The following is a 19,713-nucleotide window of genomic DNA, read 5'->3' as shown; positions in this document are numbered from 1 at the left end:
GATGGGAACCACCGGTACACCCACGAACATCACGCAGGGCTCCAAGACCAAGGGCGGCATCGGCGAGTCCACGCTCCGCCCGGACGGCACCCTCAAGGTCACCGGCGAGTTCGCGTACTCGTCCGACATGTGGCACGAGGACATGCTGTGGGGCCAGATCCTGCGCTCCACGGTCGCCCACGCGGAGATCGTCTCCATCGACACCTCCGAGGCCCTCGCCCAGTCCGGCGTCTACGCCGTCCTGACCTACGACGACCTGCCCACGGCCGTGAAGAACTACGGCCTGGAGATCCAGGACACCCCGGTCCTCGCGCACGGCAAGGTCCGCCACCACGGCGAGCCCGTCGCCATCGTGGCCGCCGACCATCCGGAGACCGCGCGCCGCGCCGCCGCCAAGATCAAGGTGGAGTACCGCGAGCTGCCGGTCATCACGGACGAGGCGTCCGCGACCGCGCCCGACGCGATCCTCATCCACGAGAACCGCGACGACCACCACATCGGTCACGTCCCGCACCCGAACATCGTGCACCGCCAGCCGATCATCCGCGGCAACGCCGACGAGGCGGCCGAGAGGGCCGACTTCGTCGTCAAGGGCGAGTACACCTTCGGCATGCAGGACCAGGCCTTCCTCGGCCCGGAGTCCGGCCTCGCCGTGCCCTCCGAGGACGGCGGCGTCGAGCTGTACGTCGCCACCCAGTGGCTGCACTCGGACCTCAAGCAGATCGCCCCCGTCCTCGGCCTGCCCGAGGACAAGGTCCGCATGACGCTCTCCGGCGTCGGCGGCGCCTTCGGCGGCCGCGAGGACCTGTCGATGCAGATCCACGCCTGCCTCCTCGCGCTGCGCACGGGCAAGCCCGTCAAGATCGTCTACAACCGGTTCGAGTCGTTCTTCGGCCACGTCCACCGTCACCCCGCGAAGCTCTACTACGAGCACGGGGCGACGAAGGACGGCAAGCTCACGCACATGAAGTGCAAGATCGTCCTGGACGGCGGCGCCTACGCGTCCGCCTCCCCGGCGGTCGTCGGCAACGCCTCGTCCCTCGCGGTCGGCCCGTACGTCGTCGAGGACGTCGACATCGAGGCGATCGCGCTCTACAGCAACAACCCGCCCTGCGGCGCCATGCGCGGCTTCGGCGCGGTCCAGGCGTGCTTCGCGTACGAGGCCCAGATGGACAAGCTCGCCGACAAGGTGGGCATGGACCGGGTCGCGTTCCGCCAGCTCAACGCGATGGAGCAGGGCACCCTGCTGCCGACCGGCCAGCCGGTCGACTCGCCCGCCCCCGTCGCCGAACTCCTGCGCCGCGTCAAGGCGATGCCGATGCCGCCCGAGCGCCAGTGGGAGTCCTCCGAGGGCTCCGACGTGCGCCAGCTGCCCGGCGGTCTGTCCAACACGACGCACGGCGAAGGCGTCGTACGCGGTGTGGGCTACGCGGTCGGCATCAAGAACGTCGGCTTCTCCGAGGGCTTCGACGACTACTCGACCGCCCGTGTGCGCATGGAGGTCATCGGCGGCGAGCCCGTCGCGACCGTGCACACCGCGATGGCGGAGGTCGGCCAGGGCGGCGTCACCGTCCACGCGCAGATCGCCCGCACCGAGCTGGGCGTCGCCCAGGTGACCATCCACCCGGCCGACACCCAGGTCGGCTCCGCAGGTTCGACGTCCGCGTCCCGTCAGACGTACGTCACCGGCGGCGCCGTCAAGAACTCCTGCGAGGCCGTGCGCGAGCAGGTCCTGGAGATCGGGCGCCGCAAGTTCGGCACCTACCACCCGGCGTGGGCCACCGCCGAACTCCTCCTGGAGGGCGGCAAGGTCGTCACCGACGGCGGTGAGGTCCTCGCGGACCTGGCCGACGTCCTCGAGGGCGAGGCCGTCGACGTGGAGCTGGAGTGGCGCCACCGCCCGACCGTGGCGTTCGACCTCGTCACCGGGCAGGGCAACGGCCATGTCCAGTACAGCTTCGCCGCGCACCGCGCCGTCGTCGAGGTCGACACCGAGCTCGGCCTCGTCAAGGTCATCGAACTGGCCTGCGCGCAGGACGTCGGCAAGGCGCTCAACCCGCTGTCCGTGATCGGCCAGATCCAGGGTGGCACCACCCAGGGCCTCGGCGTCGCGGTCATGGAGGAGATCATCGTCGACCCGAAGACCGCGAAGGTGCGCAACCCCTCCTTCACGGACTACCTGATCCCGACCATCCTCGACACGCCGACCATCCCGGTCGACGTGCTCGAACTCGCCGACGACCACGCCCCGTACGGGCTGCGCGGCATCGGCGAGGCCCCGACCCTGTCGTCCACGCCGGCCGTCCTCGCGGCGATCCGCAACGCGACGGGTCTGGAGCTCAACCGGACCCCGGTACGCCCCGAGCACCTCACGGGAACGGGACCGGCCTGACAGCTCTCCGGACGGTGCGTGCCTCCCAGGAACGTCACACTTCCCAGCCCGCACCGTCCGGAGCCTTCAAGTACCGCACCGCTCGCGGTCCTTCGCAGCACCACCGGCACCACCGGCACCACCGGCACCACAGGCACCACAGGCACCACCGGCAGTACCTGCACCACCGGCATCAACTCATCACCAGCAGCACGGTTTCTTGCGTAACACAGCTACGCATTACCCCGTTCGTCTCGGGCCGTCCCCCGGGTCGTGCAGCCACGCACCATCCCAAATCCCGCGATCTCCAACCACGTTCGTGCGGGTGTCCCTGTGAACCTTGGGAGTAGGCACCATGACCCAGCAGTCCCTGGAGCCGAAGACCACCGCCGAAGACGCGGGCGCAGGCTCGCGTCCGTCGGCCGGCAGGTCTTGGCTCGACCGGTACTTCCACATATCCGAACGAGGATCCACTGTCGCGCGTGAGGTGCGCGGCGGCGTCACGACCTTCATGGCCATGGCGTACATCCTGCTGCTCAACCCCCTGATCCTGTCCGGCAAGGACGTGGCGGGCGACATGATGGGCCAGAAGGCCCTCATCACCGCCACCGCCTTCGCCGCGGCCTTGACCACGCTCCTCATGGGCTTCGTCGGCAAGGTGCCCCTCGCGCTCGCCGCCGGCCTCTCCGTCTCAGGTGTGATCTCCTCGCAGGTCGCCCCCCAGATGACGTGGCCGCAGGCCATGGGCATGTGCGTGATGTACGGCGTGGTGATCATGCTCCTGGTGGTCACCGGCCTCCGCGAGATGATCATGAATGCGATTCCGCTCGCGCTCAAGCACGGCATCACGATGGGTATCGGCCTCTTCATCGCCCTGATCGGCCTCTACAAGTCCGGCTTCGTGCAGGTCGGCAAGGCCACCCCGCTCACGCTCGGCCCTGCCGGAGAACTCGCCGGCTGGCCCGTCCTGCTGTTCGCGGGCACCCTGCTCCTGATCTTCATGCTCCAGGCCCGGAACACCCCCGGCGCCATCCTCATCGGCATCATCACCGGCACCGTCGTCGCGATGATCCTCAACGCGCTCGACGTGATCAACCCCAAGCAGTGGGCCAACGGAGCCCCCGAGCTGCACGGCAGCGCGGTCTCCACGCCCGACTTCTCGCTCTTCGGCCACGTCGAGTTCGGCGGCTGGGGCAAGGTCGGCGCGATGACCGTAGGCATGATCGTCTTCACGCTGGTCCTGGCCGGCTTCTTCGACGCGATGGCGACCATCATCGGCGTCGGCACCGAGGCCAAGCTCGCCGACGACAAGGGCCGCATGCCGGGCCTGTCCAAGGCCCTGTTCATCGACGGTGCGGGCGGTGCCATCGGCGGCGTCGCCGGCGGCTCGGGCCAGACCGTGTTCGTCGAGTCCGCGACCGGCGTCGGCGAAGGAGCCCGCACAGGCCTCGCGTCCGCCGTGACCGGCCTGTTCTTCGCGGCCTGTCTGTTCTTCACCCCGCTCACCGCGATCGTGCCCCAGGAGGTCGCGTCCGCCGCGCTCGTCGTCATCGGCGCGATGATGATGATGAACGCCCGGCACGTCGACTGGGCGGACCGGGCCACCGCGATCCCGGTCTTCCTGACCGTGGTCCTGATGCCCTTCACGTACACCATCACCACCGGTGTGGCCGCGGGCGTCATCTCCTGGGTCGCCATCAAGATCGCCCAGGGCAAGGCCCGGGAGATCGGGGCCTTCATGTGGGGCCTCACGGTGATCTTCCTCGTGTACTTCGCCCTCAACCCGATCGAAGGATGGCTGGGCGTCCACTGACCCCCGGCCCGAGAGGGCCCCGCGCCCTCCACGCAACCGACAAGGAGACCTAGATGCTGGACATCGCCGAAGAGCTGCACCGGTGGGTCGAGCAGGGACGCGACTTCGCCGTGGCCACCGTGGTGGCCGTCGGCGGGAGCGCGCCCCGGCAGCCGGGAGCCGCACTCGCCGTCGACAGCGACGGCACAGCGATCGGCTCGGTCTCCGGCGGCTGCGTGGAGGGCGCCGTCTACGAACTGTGCCAACAGGCACTCGAGGACGGCGAGACCGTCCTCGAACGCTTCGGCTACAGCGACGACGACGCCTTCGCCGTGGGGCTCACCTGCGGCGGAATCATCGACATCCTGGTCACCCCGGTTCGCGCGGACACCCCGGGACGGGAGGTGCTCGCGGCGGCGCTGTCCGCCGCCGCCCGAGGAAGGGCGGCGGCGGTCGCGCGCATCACCCGGGGACCGGCCGAACTCATGGGCCGCGCCCTCCTCGTACGCGACGACAGCGACCCCGGGAGCGGCTTCGCAGGTGCCTACGAGGGCAGTCTCGGCGGCCACCCCGAACTGGACCGCACCGCGGCCGGCGAGGCCCGCGCGCTCCTCGACGCCGGACGCACCGGCACGGTGGAGATCGGCGAGAGCGGCTCGCGCTGCGGTCAGCCCCTCACCCTCCTCGTCGAGTCGTCCGTCCCCCCGCCCCGCATGATCGTCTTCGGGGCCATCGACTTCGCGGCGGCGCTCGTCAGGATCGGAAAGTTCCTCGGCTACCACGTGACCGTGTGCGACGCGCGCCCCGTCTTCGCGACGCCGGCCCGCTTCCCCGACGCCGACGACATCGTCGTGGAATGGCCCCACAAGTACCTGGAGCGCACGCGGACGGACGGACGCACCGTCCTGTGCGTCCTCACCCACGACGCCAAGTTCGACGTCCCGCTCCTCCAGCTCGCGCTGCGCCTGCCCGTCGCCTACGTCGGCGCGATGGGCTCCCGCCGCACCCACCTCGACCGCAACGAACGCCTGCGTGACGTCGGCGTCACCGAGCTCGAACTGGCGCGCCTGCGCTCGCCGATCGGCCTCGACCTCGGCGCCCGCACCCCCGAGGAGACGGCCCTGTCCATCGCCTCCGAGATCGTCGCCAACCGGCGCGGCGGCAGCGGCATCGCGCTGACGGGCGCCCACACGCCGATTCACCCCCACGGAGTGCGGGCGGCGGCCGGACGGATCGGGTCAGTGGCCTGACCGGCCTGACCGGCCTGACCGGCCTGACCGGCCTGAAGGCCGAGTGTGGTGGATCCGAGCAGCGTGTCGAGGGCCACGACGAGGGCCCGATGGGCCAAGTCCCGCAGAAACAACGGCTGTTCGTACGAAAGCCCCGGGGCGTTCGCCGCCTCGGTGACATGGGCGAGCCGACCGAGGACCGCGTCGAGGCGGTCGCGTGCGTCCTCGCCGAGGGTGTCGTGGCGCGAGGCCAGGAGCGCCTTGAGGTCCGCCTGTCCCCGGTCGGCCTGCTCCCTGATGAGCCCGAGAGTCCTGGCGGTGACGGATCCCGCCTCGTACGCCCGGAGCTCTCCCAGCCGGTCCGTGAAGGTGTTGCGGAGGTCGATCAGGAGCGCCGGGAGCGTGTCCGGCAGCTCTTCCGCGGCAGTCTCGGGGGCTGTGTCCGGGAGTGACTCGCCTGCGGCTTCGGGAGCGGGCGCGACGGACTCCCGTAGGGGCGTGGGGGCGGGTGCGGGGATGCGCACGGGGTCGGGCGCGGGCTTCGTCCCGGTCTTCGCTTCGGGCAGTGCCACCTGTTGCGGCAGCTTCACCGCGGCCGCCACCACCGCCTCCACCGCCGTCGGTTCGGCCTCCCGTGGCCCCGGCACGAATTTCACCTGACCCGGCTCGTACGCGTCGGCCGGCCCCAGATACGCGCCGGCCGCCTCCGCCGCGAGCCGGAAGAACCACCACCGGTCCCGCGCGTCGTACCGGACGCGGGCCGTGAACATCAGCGCGCACGCCTGCATCGACAGGAGCCACTGGCCGGTCCACTGGCCCGAGATGGTGCGCTGGCGCAGCCAGCCGTCCGGCGCCCTGCGCACCTCGTCGACGGTCCGGGCGAGGCCCTGCGGGATCAGCAGACCGGGGGTGTCCCGGCCGACGAGCAGGTCGAGGAGTTCGGCGCGGGCGTCGTCGGACATGTGCGGCAGGAAGTCGGCCACCAGGCAGAGCAGCAGATGCACGGGGTCACGGGCGAGCAGCGCCCCCTCGTCGAACCGCGACAGGTCGATCAGGACGTAGCGGCCGATGTCGGCGTCGGGCTCATTGGGCACCATGATGTTGCCCGGGTGCAGATCGCCGTGAGCCCGGCCGCGCATCGGGTAGTCGAGGGTGCGCTCCGAGAGGGGGCAACTGCCCGTCAGGTGTACGGGGTTGGGCAGGGGGGCGGCGTTCGCGCGGCCCGGCCTGATCCAGGCGGTTCCGAGGTCGAGGCCCAGTTTGTCGCGGACCCAGACCGCCAGAGGTTCCGCCGGTTCGAGGCGCCGGTCGAGGAGCTCGGACACGAACGAGGCCGCCGTCATCTCCCCGTCCGACTTCTCGTCGGGGTTCCAGTCGGCCAGCAGGGACCGCGTGATCTGCGCGGCGACGCCGGGCATGCGCCGCTGCCGCAGGATCGTGCTGAGCGTCACCATGCTCTCGTCGTTGCCCGCGAAGCCCTGGAACATCAGCCAGGCGCCGTCCACCGGCATCGGATCGTAGAGCTGCTCCACGAGATGGTCGCGGGGGAACGAGGGATCGCCGTTCGGCAGGGACCGCCTCGCGGCGATGAGCCGTCCCGGCTCCATCGAGGAGTCGCCGTCCGGGGAGCAGAGCTTGATGATCATCCGGCGTGCGGTGCGCCCAGGATCGCTGTCCCGGACGAACACGGAGGCCAGGGAAGCGCCGCTGCCCCCGGTGTCGAGCCAGGCCGGGGCGGTCAGCGGGCGGTGGTTCTGCTGCTGCCACTGGTCGAGCAGCGCGGCGGTGCGCGCACCGAACCGGGCGAACTGGGGGGAGCGGTCCATCAATTCAGTATCACCGTAAGGACCGCGCGCGTGTTCGCCCTCGCGTGATATCTCCTGCGAGGAGGACGAGAAGGGGGAGACGACGATGGCACGTCTCAGGGGGAGCAGGCGCCCGAGGTGGCGCCCGGCGCCGGGTGACACGGTCGACGCGGCACGGCTGCGCGAGGAGATCACCGGGCACGAGGCCGGCACCGGCGGCCCGCTCAGATTCGAGGGGCTGCGCGTACGCGGCCGGCTGGACCTGTCCCGCTGCCGCGTCGGCTCCGTGCTCGAACTGGTCGACTGCGTCTTCGACGAGCCACTCCGCTTCGCCGAACTCACCGTCAGCGCCCTGGACTTGTCAGGGTCGAAAGCGCCTGCCCTGCACGCGAACCGGGTCACCGTCGACGGCGACCTGCGGCTGTCCGGGGCCACGCTCGGCAGCGGAACGCCCGTACCCCGTCCGCTGACCGGCCCGCCCGCGGCCGGGGACGGCCCCCGAGTACCGCGCCGGCTGCCGGAGGACTCCACCTCGGCCGTCGTCGAACTGGCCGACGCGCGCATAGACGGCAACCTCGTCGTCGAACAGCTCACCGTCGCCGACTCGGGCCCCTGGTCCCTGCTCGCCCCCCGCCTGAACGTGTCGGGCTCGGTCCACGCACGCGGCCTCACGGCCTCCGGCGCCCTCTATATGAGGGACGCCCAGATCGCCTACGCCCTCAACCTCCACGGCGCGGACGTCGGCGGCCTTGACGGCACCGGACTCGCCTGCGGTCGCGGCCTGTACGCCGACTGGGGCTTCCGCAGCACCGGGCAGGTGCTGTTGCGCGCCGCCACGATCGAGGGCGTGGTCACGTTCCACGACAGCGTCATCGGCGGACCCTCGGGTGAGCTGCTCCTGAGCCGGCTCCGGGTGCCACGGCTCCGCCTCGATCTGCGCGAACCGCCGGCGGGCGCCGTGGTCCTCCAGGACGCGGCCGTCGACGTACTCGTGGACTCGGCCGCCACGTGGCCCGCCCCGGGCCGGCTCAACCTCGAAGGCTTCACGTACAAGCGCCTCGAAACCGCCGGACCCGTCGACGTCCGCACCCGCATCGGCTGGCTTACCCGCGACCCGAACGCGGGCGCGGGCTCCTTCGAGCAACTGGCGACGTCGTACGAGAGCGCGGGCGACGAGCGGTCCGCGCGCCTCGTGCGGCACGCCAGGGAGCGTCACGTGCGCCGCCTCGACCGGCTGTCGGGGCGTGCCTGGGGCCTGGTCCAGGACCTGCTGTTCGGCTACGGCTACGCCCCGCGCCGGGCGCTCGTCTGGCTGCTCTCCCTGGCTGCCGCGGGTTCCCTGTGGTTCGCGTACCACGAGCCGCGCGCGGTCGGCGGCTCCGGGCAGCGGGCCTGGGACCCGGTCCTGTACAGCGTCGACCTGCTCATCCCCGTGGCGAGCCTCGGCTACCGCGGGTCCTGGGATCCGCAGGGCGCGGGCAAGGCCGTCGCCGTCTTCCTCGTGGTCTCCGGCTGGACCCTGGCGACGGCGGTCCTCGCGGGCGCCAGACGCGTCATCGGACGGGGGTGAGCGACCAGAAGAGGCCGGGGGTATCGATCGGCGGTCTCAAATCCCGTACTGCAGAAGTTTCTTGACGGCACGTCCGAACAGCATGCGGCCCGCCCTCGCGAGCAGCGGGTCGCACCATCGCGGCAGCGGGCTCACGCGGATCTCCTCGCGCCACGCGACCAAGGACCCGGAGCCGTACGGCGCCACCTCGATCTCGGCCCAGCCCGTGACGAAGGTGCCGCGCTTCTCCAGGCGGCACCGCCCGGCCGAATCGCCGTACGGGGGCGCCCAGTCGACGACCTCCATCGGGTCGTCGAAGACGAGACGCCCCACGCCGGTCCGCGGCACGAAGACGGTGCCCTCGCCGGTCGGGGGCGGGGTCGCGAGCCTGACGCGGGTGAGAGGGACGACGTCCCCGTGCCGCTCCCAGTCCGTCATGCGGCGCCACGCCTCGGCGGCGGAAAGCGGCGATTCACGGGTGATTCGGAAGAAGGCCACGCCCGGATCCTAGAACCGCGGGCGCCCTTCCCGGTGCTGCCCGGCGCGCGCCGGATCTCCGTGCTTCCTAACTCCTAAGACCCTACGATCTGTTGTGCCGATTTGATCATGATCCCCCACGCCGGCTGGAGCGCCACATGACACACGCCCCCCACGTCATCGACCCCGCGGGCCGCGGCCTCCACGCGGAGGCCGAACTGCTGCGCACGCGCGGCTCCGCCGCACTCGTCGAACTTCCGGGCGGTATACGGGCCTGGGCCCCGACCCAGTACACGGTCCTCAAACAGCTCCTCGCCGACGACCGCGTGTCCAAGGACCCCAACCAGCACTGGCCCGCCTGGATGAACGGAGAGTTCCGCGAGACCTGGGTCAACTCCTGGGTGGGTGTGACCAACATGTTCACCGCCTACGGCAGCAACCACCGCCGCCTGCGCAAACTGATCTCGCCCGCGTTCACCAAGCGCCGCACCGACGGCCTGCGCCCCCGCATCGAGGAGCTGGCCGCCGGCCTCCTCGACCGGATGGCCGAGGCACCCGACGGCCGCGCCGATCTGCGCGCCGCATACGCGCACCCGCTGCCCATGCAGGTCATCTGCGAGCTGTTCGGGCTGCCCGAGGACCGCCAGGCCGACGCCGCACGCCTCATCGCGGGCATCATGGACACCACCGTCACGCCCGAACAGGCCATGGCCGTCTGGCAGGAGGTGCAGGAGCTCCTCGGAGGTCTGGTCGCCCTCAAGCGCGAGACGCCCGCCGACGACCTCACCAGTGTCCTGATCGCCACCCGCGACGAAGAGGACGGCTCGGGCCTGACCGAGCAGGAACTCATCGACACGCTGCTGCTCGTCATCGGCGCCGGTCACGAGACGACCGTCAACCTCATCGGCAACGCCGTGCAGGCCCTGCTCAGCCACCCCGGCCAGCTGGCCGGGGTCCTCGCGGGCGAGATCCCCTGGAGCGACGTGATCGAGGAGACCCTGCGCTGGGCCCCCTCGATCGCCAACCTGCCGCTGCGGTACGCCGTCGAGGACATCGAGCTGCCCGACGGCGTCAAGATCCCCCAGGGCGACCCGATCCTCGCGACGTACGCCTCGGCCGGGCGCGACCCGCTCCGCCACGGCGACGACGCGGCATCCTTCGACGTCACGCGCGTGGACAAGGAGCACCTCGCCTTCGGGTACGGCGTCCACTTCTGCGTCGGCGCCCCGCTCGCCCGCCTCGAAGCGGCGATTGCGCTGCCCGCTCTGTTCGAGCGCTTCCCCGGCCTGGCCCTCGACGTGAGTGAGGGCGCGGCCCCGCACGTGGAGTCCTTCATCGGCTACGGCTACAGCGAGTTGAGGGTCACCCTGTAGGGATCCGTGTGAGGCGGGGGAGGCGGTATCAGGGCCGGTAGATCCTGCCCGGCTCGGCCTTCCCCGGCGCGAAGAGCTGCGGCACGGTCACGAACACGTAGCCCTTCGCCTTGAGTTCGTCGATGACGCCGGGCACCGCGGGCACGGTGCCCGGGTAGATGTCGTGCAGCAGGATGATGCCGTCGCGCTTCGTCTGGTCGACGACGCGCTTCCTGATCAGGGCCGAGTCGTTCGTCGTGTAGTCCTTGGCCGTCACGCTCCACAGGATCTGGGCGAGCCCCTCCTTCTCGGCGAGCTCGCTGACGTGGTTGTTCGTGCGGCCCTGCGGCGGCCGCATCAGCGTCGGCCGCTTCCCGGTCAGCTTCTCTATCGCGTCGTCCGGCCGTTCGAACTCCTCCCGTATCTGCGCGTCGTCGATGTCGGTGAGGATCTTGTGGTCCCAGGTGTGGCTCGCGACCTCGTGCCCCTCGCGCTCCATGCGTCTGACCAGATCCGGGTACTTCGCGATGTGGTTCTTGCCGAGCAGGAAGAACGTCGCGGGGACGTGCTTCTCCTTCAGGATGTCGAGCAGCCGCGCGCTGTGCTCGCTCGGGCCCGCGTCGAACGTGAGCGCCACGCACTTCGCCTTGCGGCAGTCGACGGTCCCCAGCGAGGCCCCCGCGTTCTTGGCGTCCGCGTGGCTCCTGTCGGCCCTGGCACCGCTCGGGGCGGTCGTGTCGTACGACGTGCAGCCGCTCAGGCCGAAGGTCAGGGCGCCTGCGGTGAAGAGCGCGGCGGCGGCGTGGAACGCGGCCCTGGGTTTCCTCATCTTCTGAATCGCGGTAGGCATGTGAGGACTATACATAGCGTGTATACGCGAGATGTATAGCCTGGGTGTATAGCCGTCCGGTCTGCTGCGATGTCGTCGGGCGGGTACCGATCCGCCCGGTGGTCGTGGCGGGGAGGTCCCGGCCGGGGTGTGCGCGCACGATTGACAGCGCGTGCGTCGTTGCGGATGGTGTCCCTCTGGCGCGGCGCCTGACGGTTGGGGGACCGATATGGGTGTGGGGGACGGGCACGCGGGGTCGGGATCCGGGTCGGATTCGGAATCGAGGTCAGGGGCGCCTTCGGGATCGAGGGCGCGGGGGCCGCAGGACGCGGTGCCGGCGGATGCGATTCCCCGGGATGCGGTGGAGCGGGTGCCGGAGCCGGAGGTCGGCCCGGGCGGCTCGGCTGCTGCCGACCGTGGCGCCGGCGCGGATCCGGGCCCAGGTGCCACGCCGAGTTCCGGGCCTCCCGGGTCAGGGGCGCCCGTCACGACGTGGTCGGCGTCCGGACCGGCCGCACCCCGACCACCGAGCCCCACGACGCCGCAGGCGTACCCCGCCGCCCCGCCCCCGCCCACCCGTCCGCCGGCATTCGGACCGCCACCGCCACCGCCACGACCACCGGTGGCCCCCGCACCCAAGGCTCCCGCCGATCCTGTGCGGGCCGTGGCCGCCGGTCTGCTCAACCTCACAGGACTCGGGGCCGGTTACTTCCTCCTGCGGCGCTGGGTCCTGGCCGCCGCCTGTCTCGCCACCACCGCCGCGCTGCTCGTGCTCGCGCTGCCCGCCGAACCCGACGGCGTACCGGCCGGGCTCCTCGTCGGGTACGGGCTCCTGCTGCTCGTCGCCGCCCTGGACGCGGCGCGGCGAGCCGCAACTACTCCGCTGCGCAGCCCAGTTGTGGCGTTGGCTCTCGGAATCGTACTGCTCGCCGTGCCCGCCGGAGGCGTGGTCGCGTACGGCGCGGCGCGCGACGACGCCGTGGAGAAGATGCTGCTCGGCCGCCTCGGCGACGCCGACGCGCTCGTCGCGAAGGCCGCCGCCCGCACCACGTTCGCCGAGGGCCGCGCCGACTACACGACCGCGCTCGCCGGCTACCGCGAACTCGCCCACGACCACGCGGGATCCAAGGCCGCCGGACTGGTCCCCGACCGGCTCGACGCCTACTACAAGGCCGTCGCCAAGCCGTACACGGACAAGAAGGACTGCGAGGCGATCGAGCCGCTCACCTATCTGCGGACCGTGCCCGGCAAGCACATGGACCGCGACGTGCTGGGCTCCCTCGCCACGTGGCCCGACAAGCCCCTCGCCGCCTCCCTTTACGCGTGCGGCACCGGCAGACTCGGCACCGGGGCCGCCGGGTCCGACGGCGGTGAACTCGGCCAACTCCTGCGTACGTTCCCGAAGTCCGAGCAGGCGGGACAGGTGGGAGGCGCCCTGCGCGACGCCGTCGCCGCACGCGACCGCAGCCTCGGCGGCGCCGAACCCTGCACCGCCACGGACGAACTGCGCGGCATCGGTCGGACGGCCGACGCGCTCCCGGACGATGCGGGGGCGGGCGTGGCGGCCGACGTCGACAAGGCTGTCGAGAAGGGTGTCTACGCCTGCGGACTCGACGAGTTCAAGGACAAGAAGTTCGGCGACGCACGCAAGACCCTGGCCGACTTCGCGGACACGTACAAGAACAGCAAGCGCCGGGCCAGGGCCGAGGACATCGCGATCGCCGCCGAGATCGCCGGGCTGCGGCCCGCCGCCGGTGATCACCTTCCGCCCGCCGGGAGTCCGGGCGGCGCCCGGATGACGCTCGTCGTCAGCAACGACGGCCCCGGCCCCGTCGAGGTCCTCTACACGGGCCCGGTCACCGGCAGCGTCAAGCTGGCCGCCTGCGGCTCCTGCGCGATGTATTCGAGCGAGTCGGCGGGCAGGAGCAAGGCCTGCAAGGCGAACAGGAAGTACCCGAAGGTCACGATCAGGCTGCCCGCCGGGAGCTACCACTTCGTCCACAAGCACAGCGCGGACACGACGGCGGCCATCTCCGACCGCGCCGCCGGGAGCGAGATCAGGCCGGGATACTCGTACACGCAGTGCAGTTACGTCGTGCGCGGCGGTGGCTTGTGATCGGCTGACCCCTCGCCGGGCGGCGCCGCTTGCGGGACGGGGCAGCCGCGCAGGCCCGGCGTGGGGAACGTGCCGAGCTCACTGACGCGGTAGCCCTTCGGGTAGCTCTTGATCTCCCAGTTCTGGCGGGCCTGGTGCGGCGCGCGGCGGGGCGGCAGCAGACGTACCGCACGGCCGCGCAGGCGGACGGCGCCCCGCACGAGCGTGCGTGTGAGAGCGCTCGGCGGCTCGTAGTCGAAGGCGCGCAGGAGCGGCTCGTCGAGCAGCGCGACCGTCGCTTTCTTCAGCACCGGTTCCAGGACGCCCGGATACCAGGACGCCATGAGGGTGAGCGTCGCGTCCGACACCCGCCGCCCGGCCTCGTCCCGGCCGAAGTGCTCGGCCTCGTAGGCGTCGAGGCAGGTCTCGAACTCCTCGTAGGACTCCGGGATGCCCTGGATTCCCATGTGCCGGCCCAGCGTGCGGTAGTAGTGCGCCGAGGCGATCACCTCGTGGCGCGAGAGGCGGCGCCAGCCATAGGTGTCGATCCAGCGTTTGGGCACGACGACGAACGTGCACAGGACGTACCGCATGTCGTCGTTGCTGATGTCGTAGCTGTGGTGCATCTGGTTGATGCGGCGGATCGCCGTGCGCCCCTGGATGCTGTCGAAGCCGTGCTCGACGACGGTGTCGAGCAGGAGCGAGGTGTCGTCGTACCGCTTCTGCGTACGCTCCGTCAGTTCCGCTGTGCGGTCGAGCAGTTGGCCGATGCTCGGTACGGCGTAGGTGCGGTAGAGCGCCAGCTCCAGTGCCCGCGTGAGGTCCCAGGGGAACTCGTAGGTGGCGGTCAGCCGGTAGATCGTCAGCCAGTCCCGGTCCGGGTCGAGCCGCCGGATCTGCCGGAGCCGTTCGTAGCGCTGCATGCCATCCCCCATCTGTGGCCGGGAGATCAACCCTACGGCGCCGCCGCCGCACCGGGACCGCTTCGGCGCGCTGTGAATGCCGGCGGTGAAGTGCGGGGCGGCGCAGGGCAGTTCGGGTTCCGGACGCCAGGGGGCCGGGTCAGACCCTGGTCGGTACGCGGCCGGCGGCCTCGGCCTGCCGGCTCAGGCCGAGCTGCTCCGCGGGCACCCGGTGCGTCTCGCGCGCGGTGAGGGCCGCGATGACCGGCGGGACGCAGAGCGCCGAGGTGAACAGGGCGACCGCGGACCAGTCGTCGCCGCCGGGACCCGCGATCTGAGCGGCGAACGTCACCGCGAACCCGGCCACCGCGAAGCCGATCTGCGTACCGATCGCCACGCCGGAGAGCCGCACCCGGGTCGAGAACATCTCGCCGTAGAAGGACGGCCAGATGCCGTTGGCCGCGCTGTACACGACGCCGAAGGTGAGGATGCCGAGGACGAGGACCAGCGGGTACGACCCCGTGCTGATCGCCCACAGGTAGCAGGCCATCAGCACGGCGCTGCCGACGGCGCCCACGAGGTAGACCGGCCTGCGGCCGATACGGTCCGAGAGCTTCGCCCAGAGCGGGATCGCGCCGAGGGCCGCGACGTTGGCGAGGGCGCCCACCCACAGCATCCCGGACCGGTCCATGCCCACCGAGTCGCTCGTCGCGTACGACAGGGCCCACACGGTGAAGATCGTGCTCACTGAGGCGATCAGGGATCCGGCGACGACGCGCAGGACGTCGGCCCAGTGGTCGCGCAGCAGGACGGCCAGCGGCAGCTTCACGACGCCCTCGGTCGCGGCCTGCTGGGCGAAGGCCGGGGTCTCCTCCAGGGAGCGCCGGATCACGTACCCGACGACGGCGACGGCGACGCTCAGCCAGAACGGGACGCGCCAGCCCCACGAGAGCAGCTGGTCCTCGGGCAGGGCCGCGACCGGGATGAAGACGAGGGTGGCGATGAGCTGGCCGGCCTGGGTGCCGCTGAGGGTGAAGCTCGTGAAGAAGCCGCGGCGGCCCGGTGGTGCGTGTTCCAGCGTCATCGAGCTCGCGCTCGCCTGCTCACCCGCGGCGGAGATGCCCTGGAGCACACGGCACAGCACGAGCAGGAGGGGGGCGAGGGAGCCGACCTGCGCGCGGCTCGGCAGACAGCCGATGAGGAACGTCGACAGACCCATGAGGATCAGCGTGAAGACCATGATCTTCTTGCGGCCGAGCCGGTCGCCGATGTGGCCGAGGAAGAGCGCGCCGACGGGGCGGGCCGCGTAGGCGACGCCGAAGGTGGCGAGGGAGAGCAGCGTCGCGTTCGCCGGGTCGGACTCGTCGAAGAAGACCTTGGGGAAGATCAGCGCGGCGGCACTGCCGTAGATGAAGAAGTCGTAGTACTCCAGGGCGCTGCCGGTCCAGGCCGCGAGCGCTGCCTTGCGCGGCTGGCCCTCGGGGGCCCGTGGCGGCGCGGCGGCGCCGGGGGAGGGGACGGTCACGGCGTACTCCTAGGGGGACGCTTCGGCGGTGAAGCGAGCGGAGGGGTGCGGGGTGGTGTCGTGGTGTCTTTCGCCGGCCCGGGGATGGGGCGGTGCGGTTAATTAACCCACTGGGTAGTTAGTAGCGGCTGGCTACGGATGTTGCGCTGGCGTTACCCGCGTGTCAAGAGGTGGGCCGCGAAAACTTCCGCACGGGCCACCCGCCCGGCGCCCGGCCTCAGTCCTCGGTGCGGTCCGCCGTCAGATAGGCGATGACCATGTCGCCGAGCATGGTCCGGTAGTGCTCGCGCTGCTCCGCCGCCACCAGGTCACGGCCGAAGAGCGCGCCGAACGTATGCCGGTTCGAGACCCGGAAGAAGCAGAACGAGCTGATCATCGCGTGCAGGTCGACGGCGTCGATCTCGGCCGTGAACAGGCCCGACGCGCGCCCGGCGTCGAGGATGCGCCGGATCACCTCGATCGCGGGCGAATTGAGCGCGCCGAGCTGTTCGGAAGCGGCGATGTGCTCCGCCTCATGGATGTTCTCGATCGCGACCAGGCGGATGAAGTCGGGATGCGCCTCGTGGTGGTCGAAGGTGAGCTCGGCGAGCCGGCGGATGGCCGCGACCGGGTCCAGGTGGTCGACGTCGACCTCCTGCTCGGCCTGCCGGATCGCCGAGTACGCGTGCTCCAGAACCGCCGTGAACAGCTGTTCCTTGCCGCCGAAGTAGTAGTAGATCATCCGCTTCGTGGTGCGGGTGCGGGCCGCGATCTCGTCGACGCGGGCGCCCGTGTAACCGGCGCGGGCGAACTCCTGGGTGGCGACGTCGAGGATCTCGGCCTTGGTGCGGGCGGCGTCGCGGATCCGTCCGGCGGGTCGCGTCGGCTCTTCGACTGTGGCCATGCGTTCCTCCGGGTCGGTTCGGTGCTGGTGATTGTAGAAGCAGCGCCGGGGCCGGTGAGTGGCGCCCTTTCCAGGATGCCGCCTTCCTGGTATTACTAACGAACCAGTTCGTACATTAGGAGAATCGTGCCTCAGGACTCCTGCCTCGTCGGTCTGATCGGTTCGGGCATCGGCCCCTCGCTGAGCCCCGCGCTCCATGAGCGGGAGGCCGACCGCCAGGGCCTGCGCTACCTCTACCGGCTGATCGACATCGACCCCCTGGGGGCCGCCCCTGACCAGGTCGGTGACCTGGTGAGGGCGGCCCGGGCCGTGGGCTACGACGGCCTGAACATCACCCACCCCTGCAAGCAGCTCGTCATCGAGCACCTCGACGAGCTCGCCCCGCAGGCCGAGGCGCTGGGCGCCGTCAACACCGTCGTCTTCGAGGGCGGGCGCGCCGTCGGCCACAACACCGACGTCACCGGCTTCGCGGCGTCCTTCGCCCGTGGCCTGCCCGACGCCCCGCTCGACCGGGTCGTGCAGCTCGGCGCGGGCGGCGCCGGCGCGGCCGTCGCGCACGCCGTGCTCACCCTGGGCGGCGGCCACCTCACCGTCGTGGACGCGATGCCCGAACGCGCCGCGGGCCTGGCCGCGTCGCTGAACCGGCACTTCGGCGAGGGCCGCGCGTCCGCCGCGACCCCGGACCGTATCGAGGAGCACCTCGCCCGCGCCGACGGCCTCGTCCACGCCACACCCACCGGCATGGCCGCCCACCCCGGACTTCCGCTCCCCGCCCGCCTGCTGCGCCCGTCCCTGTGGGTCGCGGAAGTCGTCTACCGGCCACTGGAGACGGAACTGCTGTGCACAGCAAGGGAGTTGGGCTGCCCCACGCTCGACGGCGGAGGCATGGCGGTGTTCCAGGCCGCCGACGCGTTCCGGCTCTTCACGCGCCGCGAGCCGGACAGTACGCGGATGCTCGCGGACATCGCCGAACTGGCGGGCGCGGCCGCCGCACGGGGCTGACCCCGCCCGCCACCGCCGACTCGTCCACCTCCACCCCGTCCCCTCCCAAGGAGCACCGCCGTGCGCACCTCGATCGCCACCGTCTCGCTCAGTGGATCCCTGACCGAGAAACTCACCGCCGCCGCCTCCGCCGGATTCGACGGGGTGGAGATCTTCGAGAACGATCTCCTCGCGAGTCCCCTGACCCCCGAGGAGATCAGGGCCCGCACCGCCGACCTCGGCCTGACCGTCGACCTCTACCAGCCGATGCGGGACATCGAGGCCGTGCCGCCGAAGGAGTTCGAGCGGAACCTGCGCCGCGCCGAGCACAAGTTCCGGCTGATGAACCGGCTCGGCACGGACACCGTCCTGGTGTGCTCCAGCGTCTCGCCCCTCGCCGTCGACGACGACGCGCTCGCCGCCGAACACCTCCACCGGCTCGCGGAGTCGGCGCAGGAACACGGCGTCCGCGTCGCCTACGAAGCACTCGCCTGGGGCCGCCACGTCAGCACGTACGAGCACGCCTGGCGCATCGTCGAGGCGGCGGGGCACCCGGCGCTCGGCACCTGTCTGGACAGCTTCCACATCCTCGCCCGCGGCTGTGACCCCAAGGGCATCGAGGCCATCCCGGGCGAGAAGATCTTCTTCCTCCAGCTCGCCGACGCCCCGCTGATGGCGATGGACGTGCTCCAGTGGAGCCGCCACTACCGCTGCTTCCCCGGGCAGGGCGGCCTGGACGTGACCGGACTCGTCCGGCACGTGATCAACGCCGGTTACACGGGCCCGCTGTCGCTGGAGGTGTTCAACGACGTCTTCCGGCAGGCCGACGCGGGCCCCACCGCCGTCGACGCCCGGCGCTCCCTGATGCTCCTCCAGGAGGCCGCCGGGATCGCGGCGCCGCCCGCACCGGTCCAGCCCACCGGCTTCGCCTTCGCGGAACTCACCACCCCGGACGCCGGTGCCGTGTCCTCGCTCCTCGGGGCGCTCGGCCTGGCCCGGACGGCCAGGCACCGCAGCAAGCCCGTCGAACTGTGGCAGCGCGGCGACGCCCGCATCCTCGTCACCACGGATCCGGTCCGCCACCGCGACGGGCTCGCCCTCGCCGCGCTCGGCCTGGAATCCCCCGACCCGGTGGGCGCGGCGGCCCGCGCCGAGTCGCTCCTCGCCCCCGTACTGCCGCGTCACCGGGCACCGCAGGACGCCCCGCTGGACGCGGTGGCGGCGCCCGACGGCGTGGAGATCTTCTTCTGCGCGACGGACCGGGCGGGCCTGCCGAACTGGCGGGAGGACTTCCCACCCCTGACCGGCGCCGGAGACGGCGCCGGAGACGGCGCCGCGGACCGGGACTCGCGGGGCGCCGTCCTGCGCATCGACCACCTCGCCCTGACCCAGCCCTGGCACCAGTTCGACGAGGCCGCGCTTTTCCACCGCACGGTCCTCGGGCTCAGGCCCCAGGAAAGCGTCGACGTCGCCGACCCCTACGGGCTGCTGCGCAGCCGCGCCGTCACGAACGACGACGGCAGGGTGCGGATCGCCCTCGGCATCGGCGCCGGCCCCGCCGACGACGCCGGCCGCGCCCAGCACATCGCCCTGGCGACGGACGACGTGGTCGCCGCCGCGCGCGACTTCCAGGACGCGGGCGGGCGCCCGTTGCCCGTACCGCCCAACTACTACGACGACTTGGCGGCGCGCTTCGAGTTCGCCCCGGGCGAGGCGGAGACGTACCGGGAGCTCGGCATCCTCTACGACCGCGACGAGCACGGCACCTTCCGGCACTTCTATACGGAGACGGTCGGCCGGGTGTTCTTCGAAGTGGTCCAGCGCGACGGCGGATACCGCGGTTACGGAGCCCAGAACGCTCCCGTCCGCCTCGCCGCCCAGCACGCACTGCGCCCCGGACGCAGGTAGGCCCCGCGCGGTACC

General features: G+C 71.5%; 14 protein-coding genes. 8 read left to right on the top strand and 6 right to left on the bottom strand.

The annotated features are described in order from the left end of the window. The first annotated feature begins 1 nt into the window (after position 1). From OG456_RS07685 to OG456_RS07675, 3 genes are all read left to right on the top strand, one after another. Positions 2-2,392 (top strand): xanthine dehydrogenase family protein molybdopterin-binding subunit, encoded by a 2,391-nt coding sequence (locus tag OG456_RS07685; protein ID WP_266558516.1) that lies wholly within the window; start codon positions 2-4, stop codon positions 2,390-2,392. A gap of 334 nt (positions 2,393-2,726) precedes the next feature. Beyond that, positions 2,727-4,184 (top strand): NCS2 family permease, encoded by a 1,458-nt coding sequence (locus OG456_RS07680; RefSeq protein WP_266558509.1) that lies wholly within the window; start codon positions 2,727-2,729, stop codon positions 4,182-4,184. Positions 4,185-4,237: 53 nt separating this feature from the next. Beyond that, positions 4,238-5,413, top strand: coding sequence for an XdhC family protein (locus OG456_RS07675; protein ID WP_266558507.1), 1,176 nt, complete (start codon positions 4,238-4,240; stop codon positions 5,411-5,413). Here the strand turns inward: OG456_RS07675 and OG456_RS07670 are convergent. Continuing rightward, positions 5,362-7,218: a hypothetical protein gene (locus OG456_RS07670; RefSeq protein WP_266558505.1), complete on the bottom strand. Its 1,857-nt coding sequence runs from the start codon at positions 7,216-7,218 to the stop codon at positions 5,362-5,364. The genes OG456_RS07675 and OG456_RS07670 overlap by 52 nt on opposite strands. Before the next feature lie 85 nt (positions 7,219-7,303). Here OG456_RS07670 and OG456_RS07665 point away from each other — a divergent pair, with 85 nt between their 5' ends. Beyond that, on the top strand, positions 7,304-8,767 hold the full coding sequence (locus tag OG456_RS07665) for a hypothetical protein (protein ID WP_266558504.1): 1,464 nt from the start codon (positions 7,304-7,306) through the stop codon (positions 8,765-8,767). Between the two features lie 36 nt (positions 8,768-8,803). On the opposite strand, the gene OG456_RS07660 is transcribed toward OG456_RS07665, so the two are convergent. Further along, the gene (locus OG456_RS07660) at positions 8,804-9,244 is read right to left on the bottom strand and encodes an SRPBCC family protein (protein ID WP_266558502.1); all 441 of its coding nucleotides are present in this window, start codon (positions 9,242-9,244) and stop codon (positions 8,804-8,806) included. Positions 9,245-9,381: 137 nt separating this feature from the next. Here OG456_RS07660 and OG456_RS07655 point away from each other — a divergent pair, with 137 nt between their 5' ends. After that, complete coding sequence (locus tag OG456_RS07655; protein WP_266558500.1) at positions 9,382-10,596, top strand: cytochrome P450; 1,215 nt, start codon at positions 9,382-9,384, stop codon at positions 10,594-10,596. A 28-nt stretch (positions 10,597-10,624) separates the two neighbouring features. Here the strand turns inward: OG456_RS07655 and OG456_RS07650 are convergent, their stop codons facing one another. After that, positions 10,625-11,425: a polysaccharide deacetylase family protein gene (locus OG456_RS07650; protein WP_266558498.1), complete on the bottom strand. Its 801-nt coding sequence runs from the start codon at positions 11,423-11,425 to the stop codon at positions 10,625-10,627. 601 nt (positions 11,426-12,026) lie between these two features. Between OG456_RS07650 and OG456_RS07645 the strand changes: the two genes are divergently transcribed. After that, entirely contained in the window at positions 12,027-13,520 is a 1,494-nt protein-coding gene (locus OG456_RS07645) for a hypothetical protein (RefSeq protein ID WP_266558496.1), read from the top strand. Here the strand turns inward: OG456_RS07645 and OG456_RS07640 are convergent. From OG456_RS07640 to OG456_RS07630, 3 genes are all read right to left on the bottom strand, one after another. Next, positions 13,493-14,422, bottom strand: coding sequence for an oxygenase MpaB family protein (locus OG456_RS07640; protein WP_266558494.1), 930 nt, complete (start codon positions 14,420-14,422; stop codon positions 13,493-13,495). The two genes, OG456_RS07645 and OG456_RS07640, sit on opposite strands and share 28 nt — an antisense overlap. A gap of 139 nt (positions 14,423-14,561) precedes the next feature. Beyond that, positions 14,562-15,926, bottom strand: a complete 1,365-nt coding sequence (locus tag OG456_RS07635; RefSeq protein WP_266558492.1) for an MFS transporter — start codon at positions 15,924-15,926, stop codon at positions 14,562-14,564. Positions 15,927-16,143: 217 nt separating this feature from the next. Beyond that, positions 16,144-16,809 carry a TetR/AcrR family transcriptional regulator gene (locus OG456_RS07630; protein ID WP_116508338.1) on the bottom strand — a complete coding sequence of 222 codons (666 nt, stop codon included), beginning with the start codon at positions 16,807-16,809 and terminating at the stop codon, positions 16,144-16,146. 126 nt (positions 16,810-16,935) lie between these two features. On the opposite strand from OG456_RS07630, the gene OG456_RS07625 reads away from it, so the two are divergent. Next, positions 16,936-17,811 carry a shikimate dehydrogenase gene (locus OG456_RS07625; RefSeq protein ID WP_266558490.1) on the top strand — a complete coding sequence of 292 codons (876 nt, stop codon included), beginning with the start codon at positions 16,936-16,938 and terminating at the stop codon, positions 17,809-17,811. A 60-nt stretch (positions 17,812-17,871) separates the two neighbouring features. Continuing rightward, on the top strand, positions 17,872-19,698 hold the full coding sequence (locus OG456_RS07620) for a bifunctional sugar phosphate isomerase/epimerase/4-hydroxyphenylpyruvate dioxygenase family protein (protein WP_266558489.1): 1,827 nt from the start codon (positions 17,872-17,874) through the stop codon (positions 19,696-19,698). The last annotated feature ends 15 nt before the right edge of the window (positions 19,699-19,713 follow it).

The sequence above is a fragment of the Streptomyces sp. NBC_01446 genome (assembly GCF_026340095.1).
GTDB classification, from domain to species: domain Bacteria; phylum Actinomycetota; class Actinomycetes; order Streptomycetales; family Streptomycetaceae; genus Streptomyces; species Streptomyces aureus.
Note: the sequence above shows the minus strand (reverse complement) of the source record. Positions and strands in the feature narration are given on the sequence as shown.

What these genes read in the sequence shown, in the direction of transcription:
- OG456_RS07685 (WP_266558516.1), top strand. Translation starts at nt 2, where the DNA reads ATGGGAACCACCGGTACACCCACGAACATCACGCAGGGCTCCAAGACC.
- OG456_RS07680 (WP_266558509.1), top strand. Translation starts at nt 2,727, where the DNA reads ATGACCCAGCAGTCCCTGGAGCCGAAGACCACCGCCGAAGACGCGGGC.
- OG456_RS07675 (WP_266558507.1), top strand. Translation starts at nt 4,238, where the DNA reads ATGCTGGACATCGCCGAAGAGCTGCACCGGTGGGTCGAGCAGGGACGC.
- OG456_RS07670 (WP_266558505.1), bottom strand. Translation starts at nt 7,218, where the DNA reads ATGGACCGCTCCCCCCAGTTCGCCCGGTTCGGTGCGCGCACCGCCGCG.
- OG456_RS07665 (WP_266558504.1), top strand. Translation starts at nt 7,304, where the DNA reads ATGGCACGTCTCAGGGGGAGCAGGCGCCCGAGGTGGCGCCCGGCGCCG.
- OG456_RS07655 (WP_266558500.1), top strand. Translation starts at nt 9,382, where the DNA reads ATGACACACGCCCCCCACGTCATCGACCCCGCGGGCCGCGGCCTCCAC.
- OG456_RS07650 (WP_266558498.1), bottom strand. Translation starts at nt 11,425, where the DNA reads ATGCCTACCGCGATTCAGAAGATGAGGAAACCCAGGGCCGCGTTCCAC.
- OG456_RS07640 (WP_266558494.1), bottom strand. Translation starts at nt 14,422, where the DNA reads ATGCAGCGCTACGAACGGCTCCGGCAGATCCGGCGGCTCGACCCGGAC.
- OG456_RS07630 (WP_116508338.1), bottom strand. Translation starts at nt 16,809, where the DNA reads ATGGCCACAGTCGAAGAGCCGACGCGACCCGCCGGACGGATCCGCGAC.